The organism is Streptomyces sp. NPDC000880 (assembly GCF_053599675.1).
Genome location: NZ_JBSFMS010000060.1, coordinates 19,144 through 38,072, shown reverse-complemented (window position 1 = coordinate 38,072; position 18,929 = coordinate 19,144). Strand labels below are relative to the sequence as shown.

Here is an 18,929-nt window from a genome sequence, read left to right as displayed (position 1 = left end):
TGGGCACCTTCAGCACCCGCTTCACCGAGCTGGTCGGCATGCCGCCCAGCGCCTACCGGCGCCGCGCAACGGGCGCTGCGGCGGGGATGCCGCCGTGTGTGGCAAAACAGGTGACAAGACCGATCAGGAATCGGCGGCCCCAGCAGCCCGGTCAGCCCTCAATGTAGGGGCGTATTTCCGCCCGGCCGCCGCCACGCCCTCGTACGGCACTTCCCGCCGCAGTACACGGCGTTCGGGCGCCGGTCGATCCCGGCTACCCAGCGGGCTTCGCACTCCGGGCACTCCCGCCTCGCCCTCGCCGTGCTGTACGGCCGCCAGACGCCGCTTCAACCGACGATTCACCCGCCACTGGCTGGCCCGACATGCCGAAGAGCAGTACAGAGCGTCGAACCGTACTTCCGCACCCTTCCTGGAGACGGGTCAGGTGAGAACTCGGTGCCGCCGCACTTCCGTTGTCATCCACACCGAAAGTGTGTCGGTCGCGGCCCTCTGATGGCGGCCCCGAGTGCCCAGATGTGGGTACCGATTGATACATCTCCCTCCGCCACGGTGTTCTCGCGCTCAGGCCCCCGGGCCGGGGAGCGAGCGCGCAGGTACGGATACATCGTGGCGATGTTGCTCTCGGCTCATCTGCGCGGGTGTGCGACGGGCCTGCTGCAGGACCTGATCGCGTGTGGCCGACTCCTGCTGATGCTGGTGAGGGGCCTGGTCGGCGATACGGCGGCGCAGCTCGTGCTCCGTCTGCAGCGCGGCGGCGCCGGTAGAGCGCATCGCCCAGCGCTACGGCATCACCCTGCTACGCCTCAGGCATGCGGCCCGACCGTGACCTTACCCATCGTCAACCGGGCCTGTGCTTCGAGGACTTCGCCGACCCGCTCCACCTGCTCCTCGAGCTCCCGGCGCCGCGCGGCGCCGAGCGTCTTCCCGATCGGCTCCACCGTCACCGCGATCCGCCGCCCGGAGCGCCGCTGGTGCCACACCCCGGCGACGGTCCCGTCGACGAGCACCACGGGGTAGTTCCCCGCTTGCCCGCCGGCCAGTGCCCGCTCGTACGCGGCGCCGGGGAAGAGAAGCTCGCGCGGCTGCGAGGCGATGGTGTACGCGTCGAAGTACGGCAGCAGCCGCACACCCCGCGCCGGCTCTCCTCCATGGCCTTCGGCAGGGGAGGCACCCCCGCCGAACACGGCATCGCCTGCCGCCACCCACGCCGGACCGGCCCCGAACGCCACCTCCTCGATCCGCCAGTGACCTGACGAGTTGCCGGAACGGCCCTGTGCGTCAATCCGGCGCCCCCGCCCGGGGGTCACCCCTCCGGGCCACCGCGAGGCCGGCGCCAGGCACGTTCCGCTCCGGGCTACCGTCGGCTCCACCGTCCGCCGCATTCGGAGCGTAGTTACGGCATGGCGTGGCACTCCGCACTACTTATGAAGGGTTATGGTGGAAACCCCCCCTCGGGCCGGTCCGTATCCCCCCCCACGGACCGGCCCGTTTTCTTGTCTCCGGCCTTGTGTCAGCTCCGTCCGGCCCAGATGTTGGTGCCCTCGGTGTCCACGGCGAAGGCGTCGATCTCCTTCAGCTCCTCGGCGCTCAGCGGCTGTCCGGCCAGCGCCGCGACGTTCTCCTCAAGCTGCTGCACGCTGGAGGCGCCGATCAGCGCGGAGGTCATCCGCGGGTCCCGAAGCACCCAGGAGATCGCCAGCTGGGCGAGTGACTGGCCGCGCCGGGCGGCGATGTCGTTCAGCCCGTTCAGCCGCCGTACGACGTCGTCGGAGAGCAGGTCAGGGTCCAGGGACTTGCCCTGTGTGGCCCGCGAGCCCTCCGGGATGCCCTTGAGGTACTTGCCGGTGAGCAGGCCCTGCGCGAGCGGCACGAAGGAGATGCAGCCCATGCCGGCGCTCTCCAGCGTGTCGAGCAGTCCGTCGTCCTCGATCCAGCGGTTGATCATCGAGTACGAGGGCTGGTGGATGAGGGCCGGGACGCCCATCTCCTTCAGCAGCCTGGCCGCCTCGGCGGTCTGCTCCGCGTTGTAGGACGACACACCCACGTACAGTGCCTTGCCCTGCTGCACGGCGGAGGCCAGCGCGCCCATCGTCTCCTCGAGCGGAGTGTCCGGGTCGAAGCGGTGGGAGTAGAAGATGTCGACGTAATCCAGCCCCATCCGCTTCAGGGACGCGTCGAGCGAGGACAGCAGGTACTTCCGCGAGCCCCACTCGCCGTAGGGGCCGGGGTGCATGAGATAGCCCGCTTTGGTCGAAATGACCAGTTCATCGCGGTATGGGGTGAAGTCCTGTGCGAAGATCTTGCCGAAATTGAGCTCGGCCGAACCGGGCGGCGGGCCGTAGTTGTTCGCCAGGTCGAAGTGCGTCACGCCCAGGTCGAAGGCGCGGCGCAGGATCGTGCGCTGCGAGTCGAGCGTGCGGTCGTCGCCGAAGTTGTGCCAAAGGCCGAGCGAAAGTGCGGGGAGCTTGAGCCCGGAGTGACCGGTACGCCGGTACTCCATCGACTCGTAGCGGCCCGGGGCGGCTCGGTAGGAAGTTGAATCAGTCATGCATCCTTCCTTATCACGGACTTGTGACAATCGGGGTTGGGCCGCTGTGGCCTGTGAGCAGTACTGTGGCCGCTTCGGGGACTGCCGCACGGAGGGTACGAGAACAGTGAACCTGCGCGACCTGGTGTACGGGCTCTACGCACGCCGGGTGGAAGGCCGACTCGACCACGACCAGGTGCCCAAGCACATCGGCGTCATCCTCGACGGCAACCGTCGCTGGGCCAAGGCGTCGGGCGGGACGACCGAGCAGGGGCACAAGGCCGGCGCGAGCAAGATCCAGGAGCTCCTCGGCTGGTGCGCCGAGACCGATGTCGAGGTCGTCACCCTCTGGCTGCTGTCCACGGACAACCTGGACCGCCCCGAGGAGGAGCTCATCCCGCTCCTCGGCATCATCGAGAACGCGGTCCGCGACCTCGCCGCCGACGGCCGCTGGCGTGTGCACCACGTCGGCACGCTGGACCTGCTCCCCGCCCGCACCCAGTCCGTACTGAAGGAAGCCGAACAGGCGACCGTAGGACAGGACGGCATACTCGTGAACGTCGCCGTGGGCTACGGCGGCCGCCAGGAGATCGCGGACGCCGTGCGCTCCCTTCTCCTGGAGCACGCCGACAAGGGCACGAGCTTCGAGGAGCTCGCCGAGATCGTCGACGTCGAACACATCTCCGAGCATCTCTACACCCGTGGCCAGCCCGACCCGGACCTGGTCATCCGCACCAGCGGTGAGCAGCGTCTGTCCGGATTCATGCTCTGGCAGAGCGCCCACTCGGAGTACTACTTCTGTGAAGTTTTCTGGCCGGCTTTCCGCAAGGTCGACTTCCTCCGCGCGCTGCGCGACTACGCCGCACGCCACCGCCGCTACGGCAATTGAGGCACCCCAGGCCCTCCCTTCCGGGGGCCCCCAGTAGAGGCAATCATCCTCTGTTCACCTACGCGTCGTCATATGCCATGGCATGGCTGCGCATGTTCGAGGGAATATCCCTTCCAGGTCGACGTCCGATCCGCGGACGTCGTATCTCAGTGAGCGGCCCAGACCGCTCACCCGGGAGGCCCTTTGCACACGAAGGACCGCACTCCTTGTGCGGACCACGGGGAGGGCCGGAGCTCGGCCCGTGCATCGTGGCCAGAGCCCGGTCCCATCGCCCGCGACGCCGTCGCACCCCGACCTCATCCGAGGGGGTACGTCCTTCCGTGGTGAACAGCACAAAGCGCCGCATGCCTGACAGGCGCACCTACGTTCTCGACACCAGCGTCCTGCTGGCCGACCCGAATGCCCTGACCCGCTTCGACGAGCACGAAGTCGTGCTCCCGATTGTGGTGATCACGGAGCTGGAGGCCAAGAGGCACCACCCGGAGCTCGGTTACTTCGCCCGGCAGGCGCTGCGCCTTCTGGACGACTTCCGGATCCGCTACGGACGCCTCGACGCCCCCATCCCCATGGGCGACCTCGGCGGCACGCTCCGTGTCGAGCTCAACCACTCCGATCCCGGCGTCCTTCCGGCCGGCTTCCGATTGGGGGACAACGACTCACGGATTTTGGCGGTAGCGCGCAATCTGCAGGCCGAAGGGTACGACGTCACGGTCGTCTCCAAGGATCTGCCCCTCCGTATCAAGGCCTCGTCCGTCGGCCTGCTGGCCGAGGAGTACCGGGCCGAGCTGGCCATCACCGACTCCGGCTGGACCGGCATGGCCGAACTGCCTCTCTCCGCCGAACAGGTGGATCTGCTGTACGGAGAGGCGACGCTGTACGTCTCCGAGGCGACCGAGCTTCCCGTCCACACCGGTCTCGTTCTGCAGTCCGAGCGCGGTAAGGCGCTGGGCAGGATCACGGCCGAGGGCAATGTCCAGCTGGTGCGCGGCGACCGGGAGGCCTTCGGCATCCACGGCCGCAGCGCCGAGCAGCGCATCGCCCTCGATCTGCTCCTCGACCCGGACGTCGGCATCGTCTCGCTCGGCGGCCGGGCCGGCACCGGAAAGTCGGCGCTGGCGCTGTGCGCCGGCCTCGAGGCTGTCCTGGAGCGCAGGCAGCATCAGAAGGTGATGGTCTTCCGGCCGCTGTACGCGGTGGGCGGGCAGGAGCTCGGCTATCTGCCCGGTACCGAGGCCGAGAAGATGAGTCCCTGGGCGCAGGCGGTCTTCGACACTCTCTCGGCCGTGGCGGGCCGTGAAGTCATCGAGGAGGTGCTGGGGCGCGGCATGCTCGAGGTCCTGCCGCTCACCCACATCCGGGGCCGCTCGCTGCACGACGCGTTCGTCATCGTCGACGAGGCCCAGTCGCTGGAGCGGAACGTCCTGTTGACTGTTCTGTCCAGAATCGGGGCGAATTCCCGGGTCGTTCTGACTCATGACGTGGCACAGCGGGACAATCTGCGCGTCGGCCGATATGACGGAGTCGTCGCCGTTGTCGAGAAGTTGAAGGGCCATCCGCTTTTCGCGCATGTCACCCTCACCCGCTCGGAGCGCTCGCCGATCGCCGCGCTTGTGACCGAAATGCTGGAGGAAGGCCATATCTAGTACGGAATAAGGCGGTTGACGCCGCCCGGCGGAAGCGCAAAAGCGTAGCCGGGCGGCGTCTTGCTGTCCGCTGGTTTCCGTAAAACTCCTGGCCCAAACGGGGTGTGAGCTTTCACACCCAACGAAGAATTGCCTTGCGGCGTCGGCTTCCGGCAGAGTCTTGCTTCCGTCAGGCCCCGCATACGGCACACCAGCACCACCAGAGGTGCACTGCACCACACAACTCAAGACTTTGCCGTCGTATGCCGCCCGCGAGCATTATGCGGCTGCTCTCGCAAGGGAGTTGCCCACCGGGCCCGCGCCTCCCGTGACCCAAGCAATGGGGAGGCCAGCGTCAGGGGCACGATTGCGCCCGCGAGGTCACCTAAGCGGGCGATGCTGGAAGGAAACCGTGTGAGCCGGATCTCGGTCCGGGGATTCGCAGTGGCATCTGCTACTGCGGTCACCACCGTCGGCGCCGTAGTGGGCGTCGCGTCGGGCAATGCCCAGCCCTCGGGCGACAACCTCGAGGCAACGGCAGCCGACACGACGCTCCTGGCAGACATACCCGTGGGCCAGCAGGCCCAGGTTCAGGTCTCGTCCCTGACGCAGCAGGCCGACGCACAGGCCGCTGCCGCTGACGCGGCCGCGCAGAAGTCTGCCGAGGAAGCCGCCCGCATCCAGGCCGCCAAGACTGCCAAGGCGAAGAAGCAAGCCGCCGAGCAGGAGGCCGAGCGCGAGCGGGAGGCCGCGCAGGCGCGCGCCAACCGTGACGCGGTGCGCGACGCATCGAGCTTCTCCGCGCAGAGCGCCTACACCGTCGCCGAGGTCAAGGCGATCGCGCGGCAGATGGTCCCCGCCGACCAGTTCCAGTGCTTCAGCAACATCGTGAACCACGAGTCCAGCTGGAACTACCGTGCCCAGAACGCCTCTTCCGGCGCATACGGTCTCGTCCAGGCACTGCCGGGCTCGAAGATGTCCTCGGCCGGCGCCGACTGGCAGACCAACCCGGCCACCCAGATCAAGTGGGGCCTCAACTACATGAACAGCCGCTACGACAGCCCCTGTGGCGCGTGGTCGTTCTGGCAGGCCAACAACTGGTATTAGGATCTGCCGGCGCTCAACTTTGCCGAGCCCCTCACCGTCCTACGGTGGGGGGCTTCGTGCATGTACGGTCGGTCCCGAACAACTCCCGGGGGAGTGGTGGGGGGAAGAGGAAAGATCATGTCGACACTGCCAGGATGGCTCGCCGGGCTGGGTGCCGGTCTGACCCGGATCTCGGAGCGCCTGGACGAGCGCCGTGAGGCCGCGGCGGACGACTTGTCCGATGTGCCCGACGCCGTCATGCCTGCCCGGGACAGCGTCCCGCCGCCGCCCCCGTACGCGCCCACGGTCGCGGCCAGGCCCGACCCGGTCGCCGCGATCCCCTGGGGCATCCGCGTCGCGGCCGAGGCCGGCTGGCGGCTGCTCGTACTGGCAGGCACGCTCTGGGTGTTGATGCGCGTCATCAGCGCCGTGCAGCTGGTGGTCCTCGCCTTCGTCGCCGCGCTGCTCGTCACCGCAATGCTTCAGCCCACCGTGGCCAGGCTGAAGGCCCTAGGCCTGCCGCGCGGGCTCGCCACCGCGGTCACCGCGATCGCCGGCTTCGTCATGATGGGCCTGGTCGGCTGGTTCGTGGTCTGGCAGGTCATGGACAACCTCGGCAATCTCTCCGACCGGGTCAGGGACGGTATCGAGGAGCTCAAGCGCTGGCTGCTCGACAGCCCCTTCCATGTCACCGAGTCCCAGATCAACGACATAGCGAAGAACCTCAGCGACACCATCGGGACCAACACCGAGCAGATCACCTCGGCCGGTCTGCAGGGCGTGACGGTGATGGTCGAGATACTGACGGGCATTCTGCTGGCGATGTTCTCCACGCTCTTCCTGCTGTACGACGGGAAGCGCATCTGGCAGTGGGTGCTGGGGCTGGTCCCGGCGCAGGCGCGTGAGGGAGTCGCCGGAGCCGGGCCGCGTGCCTGGCGCACGCTGACGGCCTACGTGCGCGGCACGGTGATAGTGGCTCTCATCGACGCGATCTTCATCGGCCTCGGCATCTACTTCCTCGATGTCCCCATGGCCGTGCCGCTTGCCGTCTTCATCTTCCTGTTCGCCTTCATCCCGCTGGTGGGCGCGGTCATCTCCGGCGCGCTCGCGGTCGTCGTCGCGCTGGTCACGCAGGGCGTGTTCACCGCGCTGATGGTGTTGATCGTCGTCCTTGCCGTACAGCAGCTCGAGGGCCACGTGCTGCAGCCCTTCATCCTGGGCCGCGCGGTGCGGGTGCATCCCCTCGCCGTCGTCCTGGCCGTCGCGGCGGGCGGGCTGACCGCCGGGGTCGGCGGCGCGGTGGTGGCGGTGCCGCTGGTGGCGGTGACCAACACGGTGGTCGGCTATCTGCGCGCGTACAGCAAGGAGCACACCCTGCGGAGCACCCCGCCGCCGCCCAGCGCGCCGCCGGTCGAGGTTGCGCCTATGCCGGCGCCGGTGGTTCCGACGACTCAGCCGGAGTAGCTGCTCGGGCTTTACGCTCGCCGGCTACTGGCCCCCCCGAAGGAGTGAAGGCAAAGGGGCCCGCTGACGATCACGTCGGCGGGGCCCCTTGTACGCGCACGCGCTCGAACTACTCGGCCAGGGCGGCTTCCGCGTCCGGGTCGTACCAACGGCGCTGCGCCGACCCTTACTTCGCGTCCCCGTCCCGCGTCGGCCCGGGAGGGCGCCCGCGTCGCGGGATCGGGGCGACGTCGCCCGGCAAGCGGCCCGCGTCGGACAGGGCGCGGCGGAGGATGAATTCGATCTGCGCGTTCGCGCTGCGCAGCTCGTCCGACGCCCAGCGCGCCAGCGCCTCGTACACCGCCGGGTCCAGCCGCAGCAGCACCTGCTTCCGCTTGGGGCGCGTCACTGGTAGAGCGTGCCTGTGTTGAGGACCGGCTGCGCCGCGCGGTCACCGCACAGCACCACCATCAGGTTCGACACCATCGCCGCCTTCCGCTCCGCGTCCAGCTCGACGATGTCCTGCTCCTGGATCCGGACCAGCGCAGCAGTCCTGCAGCGTCGGCGACCCCCGTCGACGCTGTAATCAGTCTGCTATCACTTTAACTTCCTTCGCAACCCTGTGCGCCTCTCGTGAGTCGTCTCTGAGGCGGGGTGCTCATTGTCACGTCCGGAAAGACCGGATGAGTGGCCCTTTGTCCGTACCAGCGGTGTTAGCTTTCTGAGCTGATCTGAGACCGAGCAGACCGAGTAGTGAGAGCGGAGCAACGAAGCGATGGGCCGAGCGGATGCGCGACGGGCCCGGCAGCGCGGGGCGCGCCGGGGGAAGAAAGCGGGGCCCACGGGCATACGGCGGTTCTTCACCTGGAGGAAGCTGCTGGGTACCTTCTTCGGCTTCTGTCTGCTGGCGATGGGCGCGTTCTTCGTGATCTATCTGATCGTGCCGGTGCCCACGGCCAACGCCCAGGCCGAGATGCAGAGCAACGTCTACAAGTACAGCGACGGCAAGATCCTCACTCGCACCGGCACAGTCAACCGCGAGATCGTCGGGCTCGAGAAGATCCCGAAGGACGTCCAGTACACCTTCGTCGCCGCCGAGAACAAGACCTTCTTCAAGGACTCCGGAGTCGACTTCAAGGGCACCGCCCGCGGCCTGATGAACACCCTCACCGGCAAGGGCAAGCAGGGCGGCTCGACGATCACGCAGCAGTACGTCAAGAACTACTACCTCAGCCAGGACCAGACGGTCACCCGCAAGCTCAAAGAGCTGGTGATCTCGCTCAAGGTGGACCAGAAGAAGGAAAAGAGCGAGATCCTCGCCGGGTACGTCAACACCAGTTACTACGGGCGCAATGCGTACGGAATCCAGGCCGCGGCCCAGGCGTACTACGGCGTCGACGCGTCCAAGCTGACCGTTGCTCAGGGCGCGTACCTCGCTGCCCTCCTTCAGGCCCCCAGCCAGTACGACTGGGCGGTCGCCTCCGCCACCGGCAAGGAGCTGGTGACCGAGCGCTGGAACTACGTACTCGACAACATGGTCGAGGAGAACTGGCTCGACTCCGGCAAGCGCGGCGGCCTGAAGTTCCCTGTCCCCAAGGCCCCGAAGGCGGCCCCCGGCATGGGTGGCCAGACCGGCTACCTCGTCGACGCGGCCAACGCCGAGCTGGAGCGCCAGGGCATCAGCGAGGAGGAGATCAAGGCCGGCGGCTGGACGATCACCCTCAACATCGACGAGAAGCGCCAGAAGCAGCTGGTCAACGCGGTCGACAAGCAGCTTGAGGAGAAGCTCGAGCGCAAGGGCGACAAGGCCGATGCGACCGTCCAGGCGGGTGCGACCTCCGTCGACCCGAAGACCGGCCATGTCGTCGCGCTCTACGGCGGCATCGGCGCCACCGAGCACTGGCTGTCGAACGCCACCCGCCGCGACTACCAGCCCGCTTCGACCTTCAAGCCCGTCGTCCTCGCCTCCGCTCTGGAGAACGGGTCCAAGACCCAGGACGGCGAACAGATCGGCCTCAAGACCACATACGACGGCACCAGCAAGCGGCCCGTCGAGGGCGGCGACACCCCCTTCGCGCCGGAGAACGAGGACGACCGGGACTACGGCTTGGTCACCGTGCAGAGGGCCACGAACAGCTCGATCAACTCCGTCTTCGCGCAGATGATCGTGGATGTCGGCCCGGACAAGGCGAAGAAGACCGCACTCGATCTCGGTATGAAGGACGGCCAGGGCTGGCCGGAGAGGCCCGCGATGTCGCTCGGCACGATGGGCGCCTCCACCTGGGACATGGCCGCGGTGTACGCGACTTTCGACAACCACGGCAGGAAGGTCACGCCGACGATCGTGAAGTCCGCCGAGCACCAGGCCCGCGAGGCGCCCCTGGCGGACCCGATCGGCGACCAGGTCATCAGCCGCGAGGTGGCGGACACCACCACCGCGGCCATGACGGGCGTCGTGAAGAGCGGCTCGGGCCAGAACGCGGCCGGCGAGTACGAGGCGGCGGGCAAGACCGGTACCTCGGAGAACAACCGCTCGGCGTGGTTCGTGGGCTACACCCCCGAACTCGTCACCGCTGTCGCCCTGTTCGGCGAGGACCCCAAGGGCGGGCAGGTCACGCTGACCGACACCGTCAACCAGGGCCGCGCCAACGGCGGTGGCGTGCCGGCCAAGATCTGGAAGCAGTACACGACGGGCGCGCTGGACGGCGGCTCGGACGCCGGGTTCGAGCTGGAGGTCGAGGAGACCGCGACCGCGGACCCGGATCCGACGCCGACGGACACCCCGACCCAGACGCCCACGCCGACGGCGACCCGGGAGCCGCAGGAGACTCCGACGAAGACTCCGACGAAGACTCCGACGAAGACGCCCACCGAGACGCCGACGGACGATCCGACGCCGCCCCCGACCAAGACGCCGACTGGGCAGCCGACCTTCACGCCGCCGACCGATCCGACCGGCGGCGACCCGGGCGCCCTCAAGCCGTCATGACATAGCTGTCACGACACGACTGTGCCCGCGGCACCCGGCTTCCGGGGCCGCGGGCACAGTCGTATGCGCTGTCAGCCACCGTTCACGTTGTTGGCGATACGGTCGCCCAGCTGCTTGTCGATGTTGCGCCAGTACTGCAGCGCCCGGTCCACGACCGGCTGGGTCACCCCCTGCAACAGGTGCCCGCTGACGTTCGACACCAGCCGGTCACGCGCGGCGTCGTCGAGGACCTGGCGGACCATGGTGCCCGGCTGGCCCCAGTCGTCGTCCTCGCGGTGCAGCTTGTACGCCTCGCGCACCATCTCGCCCGCGGCCGCCCAGCCCGCCGGTTCGCCGAAGTTCTCCACGTCGGCCGCCGGGCCGCCGTACGAGTTCGGGGCGTAGGGCCGTGCCGTGTTCGCCGGCTCGTACCGCATCGGGCCATCCTTCGCGTACGAATTCACCTGAGACCGCGCCCTGTTGGGCGGCAGCTGGGCGTAGTTCGGACCGATCCGGTAGCGGTGGGTGTCCGGATACGAGAAGAGCCGGCCGAGCAGCATCTTGTCCGGCGACGGGCCGATGCCCGGCACCAGGTTCGACGGCTCGAAGGCGGCCTGCTCGATGTGGATGAAGTAGTTCTCCGGGTTCTTGTTGAGCGTCATCCGCCCGACGTCGATCAGGGGGTAGTCGCCGTGCGGCCACACCTTGGTCAGGTCGAACGGGTTGAAGCGGTAGTCCGGCGCGTCCTCGAACGGCATGACCTGGACCTTCATGGTCCACGAAGGCGCGTTGCCGGACTCGATCGACTCGAACAGATCACGGCGGTGCTTGTCCGCGTCCGATCCCGCCAGCTCATCGGCCTCCTGCTGGGTGAGGAAATCGATGCCCTGGTCGGTCTTGATGTGGTACTTCACCCAGAACCGCTCGCCGCCGCCGTTGACCCACATATAGGTGTGCGAGCTGTAGCCGTTCATGTTGCGGTACGTCTTGGGGACGCCTCGGTCGCCCATCAGCCACGTCACCATGTGCGCGGACTCGGGCGAGAGGGTCCAGAAGTCCCACTGCATGTCGTTGTCGCGCAGCCCCGTGGCCGGGTGGCGCTTCTGGGAGCGGATGAAGTCCTGGAACTTCTGCGGATCGCGTACGAAGAAGACCGGCGTGTTGTTGCCGACCAGATCGTAATTGCCGAGCTCCGTATAGAACTTGAGCGCGAAGCCGCGGGGGTCGCGCCAGGTGTCGGGGGAGCCCTGCTCGCCCGCGACCGTGGAGAATCGGGCCAGCATCTCGGTGCGCTTGCCCGGCTGGAACAGGTCTGCCTTGGTGAACTGGCTGACGTCATTGATGACTTCGAAGGTTCCGTACGCACCGGCTCCCTTGGCGTGCACCACCCGCTCGGGGACCCGCTCACGGTTGAACTGGGCCATCTTCTCGATGAGGTAATGGTCCTGGAGCAGGATCGGGCCGTCGGAGCTGATGGTGAGCGAGTGCTCGTCGCTCTCCACCGGGATGCCGGCGTTGTTGGTCGTGTACTGAGCCTTGGGGGATGACTCGGTCACGAGCGTCCTCCCGTCGATAGGATTCAGGGATGTGGTCGCTTCGGCCGCGTGCCCCAGTCAACTCCGCAGATGCGATGTCGGCAACACTTGGACTGGGTCCAGATCTGGGTCAGGTACGGGTAGGCAGCTCGAACCAGACCACCTTGCCGGTCGAGAGCCGGGTCGCTCCCCACCGTCTGGCCAGCCGGTTCACCAGGAACAGACCGCGTCCGCCCTCGTCCGTGTCCCGGGCCCGGCGCTGCCTCGGCAGCTGCGGAGAGTCATCGCCGACCTCGCAGCGCAGTACGTCGGTACGCAGTAGCCGCAGCGTCACCGGACGCTCGGCATACCGCACGGCATTGGTCACGACCTCGCTGACCAGCAGCTCCACCGAATCGCTCAGCTCCTCCAGGCCCCAGCGGGCGAGCGCCCGGCGGGCCAGCCTGCGGGCCCGGCCAGGGGCCGAGTCCTCCGGCTCCAGGAACCAGTACGCGACATCACTCGGCGCGATCCCGTCGAAGCGGGCCGCGAGCAGCGCGATGTCGTCGTCCCGGTCGCCCGGTCCGAGCATGTCCAGCACGTCGTCGCAGAGCGCCTCCAGCGGGGGCGAGTGATCGGGACCGGTCAGCTGGGCGGTGGTGGCAAGGCGCTCCCGCAGCTGCTCGATGCCGGTCCACACGTCCCGCAGCCGGGACTCGACCAGGCCGTCTGTGTACAGCAGCAGGGTGGCGCCGGCGGGGGCGTCCAGCTCGACGGCCTCGAAGTCCACGCCGCCGACCCCGATGGGCGCGCCCGGCGGTACGCGCAGCACCTCGGCCCGGCCGCCCAGGTGCAGCAGTATGGGCGGCGGGTGGCCCGCGTTGGCAATGGTGATCCGGTGCGCGACTGGGTCGTACACGGCGTACAGGCAGGTCGCCATCCGGTCGGTGCCGAGCCGCTGGGCCTGCTCGTCCAGATGGTGCAGGACCTCCTGCGGCGGCAGATCCAGCCCGGCGAGGGTCTGCGCGGTCGTCCGCAGCTGGCCCATGATCGCGGCGGAGGTCATGGAGTGCCCCATGACGTCGCCGACCACCAGCGCCACCCGGCTGCCCGGCAGCGGGATCGCGTCGTACCAGTCGCCGCCGACGCGGGCGGTCTCGGCGGCCGGGAGGTACCGGCTGGCGAGCCGGACGCCGGTCGGCTGGGGCAGCGAGTCCGGCAGCATGGTGCGCTGCAGCTCGTCGGCGATGTACGCCTCGCGGCCGTACAGCACGGCCTTGTCGATGCCGAGCGCGGTGTGCGTCGCCAACTGGGCTGCCACCAGCAGGTCGTTGGGCTCGAACGCGAGCCGGTCGGGCCGGCGCAGGAAGACGGCAGCGCCGATCACGCGCCGCCTGCCACGGAGCGGGGCCAGTATCGCGCGATGGCCGCCCGGCACCGTCCGGCCGTCACCGAGCAACTCGGGCAGCGCGGCCCGGGCGGCGGCGGAGTCGCCGAAGACGGGCCGCACGCCGCGCAGCACCTCGGAGAGCGCACCACTGGAACGCACCTCGCACAGCTCGGCGGCCGGCGCGAGGTCGTTCTGCGGGTCGATGACCGGGATCAGGACGGCGGCACCGAGCTCGGCGTCCTCGCCGGCTGAACGCAGCCGGTCGGTGCGGCGCAGCCGCAGCACGAACGGCGAGATCGGACGCTCGTCGCCCACCGGCAGCGGGTCACGCAGGTAGACGAGGATCGCGTCGGAGAAGGTCGGCACGGTCGCCCGGCACAGCCCCAGCACGATCTCGTCCAGATCTATCCCGCGCGCGATCCGCCGCGTCGCGGCCCCCACGAACCGCAGCCGGTCCCCCTCCCGCCGCGCGGTCCCCGCCAACTCCTGCGCCTGCCCGGGCGGCGCGGGCACGGGCGAGGGCCCGGTCGTCTCCGCCCGCGGCCGGGTGCGTTCGTGCGGCCGGGCAGCCAGGGGCTGCCGGCCTTCGTGGGAGGTGGGCTGCTCCGTCACGCGTGGGATTCCGTCCGTCCGGGCCGGTTGTGCGATGCGATCGCCTCGTGAGGCGGTATACCCGCTCTGCGGGCGGCGTCGACAGGGTGGCGGGCATCCGGCACAGCTCCACCCCCTAGTGGTGACTCGAGATGACTTACGGTCAGGTCCTGTGCTGCACTCAATGGTTGCTGAAACGGCGCAGCCTTGCGGACGACGATCCTACGTTTGCCCCCTGGGGGTGCATCAAGAGTCTCATGAGGTCGTTTGCGCCGGAGCGGGTTCCCGGGCCGGAATCAGTCACTTCGATCATCGCCCGCGCGGGACGCTCAGGAGGCCAGCTCCGCGGCCGTCCGTGCCCAGTCCGCAGGCAGCTCGGGAACCTGCCACGCGGGGTCCGGCCGCCAGCGCTCCCAGCCGTCGGAGAAGGGGAATGCCCAGGCCCGGATCGCCTCGACGGCCGCCTCGCCCGCCTCCCGTACCCCGCGCGCCTTCTCCGCGTCCATCAGGCCGACGCGCTGGGCCTGGTCGAACTCGTCCTCGTCCAACCAGCTCCAGCTGCGGTCGGGCCGGACCGCGATGTCCAGGAAGTGATCCTCGGAGTCGACGCCGCCCGCCCAGCGGCTGTGCGGCTCCTCGAGGTTCACGTACCAGTTCTTGAACCGCCAGCCGGGCTCCCAGAACAGCCAGACCGACCACGGCTCGCCGGGCCGTGCCAGCTTCAGGACGCCCGTGCCGAACCAGCGGGAGAGGGCGGTGGTGCGCGGGGCCGTGTAGCGGGTCTCGAGCGGCTCCTGGTGGACCGGCGTGCCGTCCGCGAGTACCGGCCTCACGCACTGAGTGCCCGGCGCCATCCATACCGCGAGCAGCTCTTCGGTGTCCTGTACGACAGTCACGGGGCGGCAGATGTGGACGGTACCGCCCGACAGGTCCGGGGCATGGCCGCGATAGCGCCAGAGGATGTGGTCCCCGCGCGTCCAGCGTGCGATGCGTTCTGTGCCTGTCATGAGCAGATCTTAGAAGTACGGCCGGGGCCCTGCTGCGACGCAGATCACGGCCGTCGAGTCACGGATGCGTCATACGCAGCACGTCGAGCGCCTCATCGAGCTGCTCAAGGGTCAGCGCTCCACGCTCCACATAGCCGGACTCGAGGACGACCTCGCGGATCGTCTTCCGTTCGGCCAGCGACTTCTTGGCGACCTTCGCCGCCTCCTCGTAGCCGATGTACTTGTTCAGCGGCGTGACCACGGACGGCGAGGACTCGGCGTACTCCCGGGCCCGCTCGGCGTTCGCCGTGATGCCGTCGACGGTACGGTCCGCCAGCAGACGCGTGGCGTTGGCGAGGAGCCTGACGGACTCCAGCAGGTTCTTGGCGATGACCGGGAGCATGACGTTCAGCTCGAAGTTTCCCGCGGCGCCCGCGGTCGCGACCGTGGCGTCGTTGCCGGTCACCTGGGCCGCGACCATCAGCACGGCCTCCGGGATCACCGGATTGACCTTGCCGGGCATGATCGAGGAGCCGGGCTGGAGGTCGGGGAGGTTGATCTCCGCGAGACCGGTACGCGGGCCCGATGCCATCCAGCGCAGGTCGTTGGAGATCTTGGTGAGCGAGACCGCGATGGTGCGGAGCTGACCGCTCGTCTCCACGAGACCGTCCCGCGCGCCCTGCGCCTCGAAGTGGTTGCGTGCCTCGGTCAGCGGCAGCCCGGTCGCCCGCGCGACCTCGGCGATGACCGCGGCCGAGAAGCCGGGCGGGGTGTTGATGCCGGTACCCACCGCCGTACCGCCCAGGGGGAGTTCGGCGAGGCGGGGCAGCGAGGCCGTCAGCCGCTCCACCCCGTACCGGATCTGCGCGGCGTAGCCGCCGAACTCCTGGCCCAGCGTGACGGGAGTCGCGTCCATCAGATGTGTACGACCGGACTTGACGACGTCCGCGAACTCGGCGGACTTGCGCTCCAGCGAGGCCGCCAGATGCTCCAGCGCCGGGATCAGATCGCCGGTCACGGCCGCCGTCGCCGCGATGTGGATGGAGGAGGGGAAGACGTCGTTGGACGACTGGGAGGCGTTCACATGGTCGTTGGGGTGCACCTCGCGGCCGAGGCGTTCGGTGGCCAGCGTCGCGATGACCTCATTGGCGTTCATGTTCGACGAGGTGCCGGAGCCTGTCTGGAAAACGTCCACCGGGAAGTGCTCGTCCCAGCGGCCCTCCGCGACCTCCGCGGCGGCGTCGGCGATCGCGCCCGCGATGTCCTTGTCGAGCACGCCCAGTTCAGCGTTGACCTGGGCAGCGGCCGCCTTGATCCGGGCCAGGGCCTCGATGTGGGACCGCTCGAGACGCTGCCCCGAGATGGGGAAGTTCTCCACGGCCCGCTGCGTCTGGGCCCGCCACTTGGCGTGTGCGGGCACCCGCACCTCACCCATGGAGTCGTGCTCGATCCGGTACTCGCTGGCGTCGTTCATCGTCTTCGTACCTCCCAGAAAAGGTGAGCACTTGTCTTGGTCCGCCTATTCCCAAGTGCGCTACCCGCCAGTAAATACCGGTGACAGCCATGAACCGGGGAGGCCGCACGTACGAGCCCGGCACCAACGGCCCCGACAACTGGTGCCACCGCTCGCGCCCGACGTGGCCATCCACCGCACGGGCATCGCGGCCGACGTCACATACAACGTCTCCTGCTGCGGCGCGTAGTCTGCATGGAGAACACCTGGGCGCGCGGGCTGTATGTGGGCATCACCAACCCCTTCCCGCCGGAATCCAAATTCGGTCCGTCAGTCCTTCCACACCCGCAGCTCTACAACTCCGGGCTGCGTGAGGCGAGTTGCGCGGGCGGTGTCCTTGAACTCCCCCGGGCTTCGTCCTGGTGGGCGAGGGCCGCGAGTAGCGTGTCGCGGACCCCCAACGGGCTGGAGAATCCAGCCCGTTGGGGGATTGAGGAGCGGGGTCTGGGGCGCCCCCCACGCGGCGGAGCCGCAAATCGACACAGTGGGAAGGGGCGGGCCGGGGAAAGCCCGCCGCAGGCGTTACGCCAGCCCGGGCCCCCGGACCGGGATCGACGTGAACGTGGGCGCCGGCGCCGGCTCCGTGAAGAAGTCGTTGCCCTTGTCGTCCACGACGATGAACGCGGGGAAGTCCTCGACCTCGATCCTCCACACCGCCTCCATCCCGAGCTCCTCGTACTCGACGACCTCGACCTTCTTGATGCAGTCCTGCGCGAGCCGCGCCGCCGGACCGCCGATCGAGCCCAGGTAGAAGCCGCCGTGCGAGCCGCACGCGTCGGTGACCTGCTTGCTCCGGTTGCCCTTGGCGAGCATGACCTTGGAGCCGCCCGCCGCCTGGAACTGCTCGACGTAGGAGTCCATCCGGCCCGCCGTGGTCGGACCGAACGAGCCCGAGGCGTAACCCTCGGGCGTCTTTGCCGGGCCCGCGTAGTAGACCGGGTGGTCCTTCAGGTACTGCGGCATATCCTCACCCGCGTCGAGCCGCTCCTTGATCTTGGCGTGCGCGATGTCGCGGGCGACGACGAGCGGGCCGGTCAGCGAGAGCCGCGTCTTGACGGGGTACTTGGTCAGCTCGGCGAGCACCTCGTCCATCGGCCGGTTGAGGTCGACCCGTACGACCTCCCCCGCCTCGTCGAGGCCCGCGGCGGAGCCGCCATTGAGCTCAGCGTCGGTCGTGTCCGGCAGGAAGCGCGCCGGGTCGGTCTCCAGCTGCTCCAGGAACACGCCCTCCGCGGTGATCTTCGCGGTCGCCTGGCGGTCGGCCGAGCAGGATACGGCGATCGCGACGGGCAGCGAGGCGCCGTGCCGCGGCAGCCGGACCACGCGGACGTCGTGGCAGAAGTACTTGCCGCCGAACTGCGCGCCGATGCCGATCTTCTGAGTGAGCTCGAAGACCTTCTCCTCCAGCTCCTTGTCGCGGAAGCCGTGGCCGGTCGGGGAGCCCTCGGCGGGCAGCTCGTCGAGGTAGTGCGCGGAGGCGTACTTCGCGGTCTTCAGCGCGAACTCGGCGGACGTGCCGCCGACGACGATCGCGAGGTGGTACGGCGGGCACGCCGCCGTACCGAGTGAGCGGATCTTCTCCTCCAGGAACTTCATCATGGAGGCCTCGTTCAGGACCGCCTTGGTCTCCTGGTAGAGGAACGACTTGTTGGCCGAGCCACCGCCCTTGGCCATGAACAGGAACTTGTACGCGCCGCCGTCGGTGGCGTACAGCTCGACCTGGGCGGGGAGGTTGGAGCCCGTGTTCTTCTCCTCCCACATGGTGAGCGGAGCCATCTGCGAGTAGCGCAGGTTGAGCTTGGTATACGCGTCGTAGATGCCGTGCGAGAGGGCTTCCTCGTCGCCGCCTGCCGTCAGCACGTTCTGGCCGCGCTTGCCCATCACGATCGCGGTGCCGGTGTCCTGGCACATGGGGAGGACGCCGGCGGCTGCGATGTTCGCGTTCTTGAGCAGGTCGAGCGCGACGAACTTGTCGTTGGAGGAGGCTTCGGGATCGTCGACGATACGGCGCAGTTGCGCGAGGTGCGCGGGCCGCAGGTAGTGCGAGATGTCGTGCATGGCCGCGGCGGCGAGCGTGCGCAGTGCCTCCGGCTCGACCTTGAGGAACGTACGCCCGTCGGCCTCAAAGGTGGAGACTCCCTCGGCGGTCACCAGCCGATACGGCGTGGTGTCCTCTCCCAGCGGAAGCAGATCGGAGTACGCAAACTCTGGCATTACGGCCATTCCTCACTCGGCAGACGGCGACGCGGCCTCCACTGGCAACGCGCACCCCAGCGTAGAACGCCGCGCGGCAGCCGAGCTTGTGAGGTAGGGCTCACTGAGATCAAGCCCTTGGGGTCCCCCCCCCGGGCGAAGTCTGCAGAGTTTGGCGACAAGCGGCGTGGGGCACTAGTCGCGATC

General features: G+C 68.7%; 13 protein-coding genes and 3 pseudogenes. 6 read left to right on the top strand and 10 right to left on the bottom strand.

Annotated features, from left to right (window positions below; translation table 11 throughout):
* Window positions 1–167: pseudogene (locus tag ACWDO5_RS20425) on the top strand (AraC family transcriptional regulator); the annotation flags it as partial.
* A 394-nt stretch (window positions 168–561) separates the two neighbouring features.
* On the opposite strand, the gene ACWDO5_RS20420 reads toward ACWDO5_RS20425, so the two are convergent.
* From ACWDO5_RS20420 to mgrA, 3 genes and pseudogenes are all read right to left on the bottom strand, one after another.
* The gene (locus ACWDO5_RS20420; RefSeq protein WP_450531743.1) at window positions 562–771 is read right to left on the bottom strand and encodes a hypothetical protein; all 210 of its coding nucleotides are present in this window, start codon (window positions 769–771) and stop codon (window positions 562–564) included.
* Window positions 772–803: 32 nt separating this feature from the next.
* A pseudogene (locus ACWDO5_RS20415) lies at window positions 804–1,253 on the bottom strand (DNA glycosylase AlkZ-like family protein); the annotation flags it as partial.
* Between the two features lie 257 nt (window positions 1,254–1,510).
* On the bottom strand, window positions 1,511–2,548 hold the full coding sequence (gene mgrA / locus ACWDO5_RS20410) for an L-glyceraldehyde 3-phosphate reductase (protein WP_450531742.1): 1,038 nt from the start codon (window positions 2,546–2,548) through the stop codon (window positions 1,511–1,513).
* Window positions 2,549–2,654: 106 nt separating this feature from the next.
* Between mgrA and ACWDO5_RS20405 the strand changes: the two genes are divergently transcribed.
* From ACWDO5_RS20405 to ACWDO5_RS20390, 4 genes are all read left to right on the top strand, one after another.
* Window positions 2,655–3,416 (top strand): isoprenyl transferase, encoded by a 762-nt coding sequence (locus tag ACWDO5_RS20405; RefSeq protein WP_450531741.1) that lies wholly within the window; start codon window positions 2,655–2,657, stop codon window positions 3,414–3,416.
* A 320-nt stretch (window positions 3,417–3,736) separates the two neighbouring features.
* Entirely contained in the window at window positions 3,737–5,059 is a 1,323-nt protein-coding gene (locus ACWDO5_RS20400) for a PhoH family protein (protein ID WP_450531740.1), read from the top strand.
* A 393-nt stretch (window positions 5,060–5,452) separates the two neighbouring features.
* A complete protein-coding gene (locus tag ACWDO5_RS20395; protein WP_450531739.1) occupies window positions 5,453–6,145 on the top strand; it encodes an aggregation-promoting factor C-terminal-like domain-containing protein in 693 nt (230 codons plus the stop codon).
* Between the two features lie 117 nt (window positions 6,146–6,262).
* On the top strand, window positions 6,263–7,588 hold the full coding sequence (locus tag ACWDO5_RS20390) for an AI-2E family transporter (protein WP_450531738.1): 1,326 nt from the start codon (window positions 6,263–6,265) through the stop codon (window positions 7,586–7,588).
* 166 nt (window positions 7,589–7,754) lie between these two features.
* Here ACWDO5_RS20390 and ACWDO5_RS20385 read toward each other — a convergent pair whose 3' ends face one another.
* Both ACWDO5_RS20385 and ACWDO5_RS20380 read right to left on the bottom strand, forming a co-directional pair.
* Window positions 7,755–7,976, bottom strand: coding sequence for a hypothetical protein (locus tag ACWDO5_RS20385; RefSeq protein WP_450531737.1), 222 nt, complete (start codon window positions 7,974–7,976; stop codon window positions 7,755–7,757).
* Window positions 7,973–8,113, bottom strand: a pseudogene (locus tag ACWDO5_RS20380) (SPFH domain-containing protein); the annotation flags it as partial. The pseudogene ACWDO5_RS20380 and the gene ACWDO5_RS20385, both read right to left, overlap by 4 nt.
* A gap of 229 nt (window positions 8,114–8,342) precedes the next feature.
* On the opposite strand from ACWDO5_RS20380, the gene ACWDO5_RS20375 reads away from it, so the two are divergent.
* On the top strand, window positions 8,343–10,556 hold the full coding sequence (locus ACWDO5_RS20375; protein ID WP_450531736.1) for a transglycosylase domain-containing protein: 2,214 nt from the start codon (window positions 8,343–8,345) through the stop codon (window positions 10,554–10,556).
* A gap of 71 nt (window positions 10,557–10,627) precedes the next feature.
* Here the strand turns inward: ACWDO5_RS20375 and ACWDO5_RS20370 are convergent, their stop codons facing one another.
* From ACWDO5_RS20370 to ACWDO5_RS20350, 5 genes are all read right to left on the bottom strand, one after another.
* Complete coding sequence (locus ACWDO5_RS20370; protein ID WP_450531735.1) at window positions 10,628–12,091, bottom strand: catalase; 1,464 nt, start codon at window positions 12,089–12,091, stop codon at window positions 10,628–10,630.
* Window positions 12,092–12,200: 109 nt separating this feature from the next.
* A complete protein-coding gene (locus tag ACWDO5_RS20365; RefSeq protein WP_450531734.1) occupies window positions 12,201–14,051 on the bottom strand; it encodes a SpoIIE family protein phosphatase in 1,851 nt (616 codons plus the stop codon).
* A 308-nt stretch (window positions 14,052–14,359) separates the two neighbouring features.
* On the bottom strand, window positions 14,360–15,037 hold the full coding sequence (fomD, locus tag ACWDO5_RS20360) for a cytidylyl-2-hydroxypropylphosphonate hydrolase (RefSeq protein WP_450531733.1): 678 nt from the start codon (window positions 15,035–15,037) through the stop codon (window positions 14,360–14,362).
* A 58-nt stretch (window positions 15,038–15,095) separates the two neighbouring features.
* The gene (locus tag ACWDO5_RS20355; RefSeq protein ID WP_450531732.1) at window positions 15,096–16,490 is read right to left on the bottom strand and encodes a class II fumarate hydratase; all 1,395 of its coding nucleotides are present in this window, start codon (window positions 16,488–16,490) and stop codon (window positions 15,096–15,098) included.
* A gap of 561 nt (window positions 16,491–17,051) precedes the next feature.
* Window positions 17,052–18,743, bottom strand: a complete 1,692-nt coding sequence (locus tag ACWDO5_RS20350; RefSeq protein WP_450531731.1) for a fumarate hydratase — start codon at window positions 18,741–18,743, stop codon at window positions 17,052–17,054.
* Window positions 18,744–18,929 lie beyond the last annotated feature (186 nt).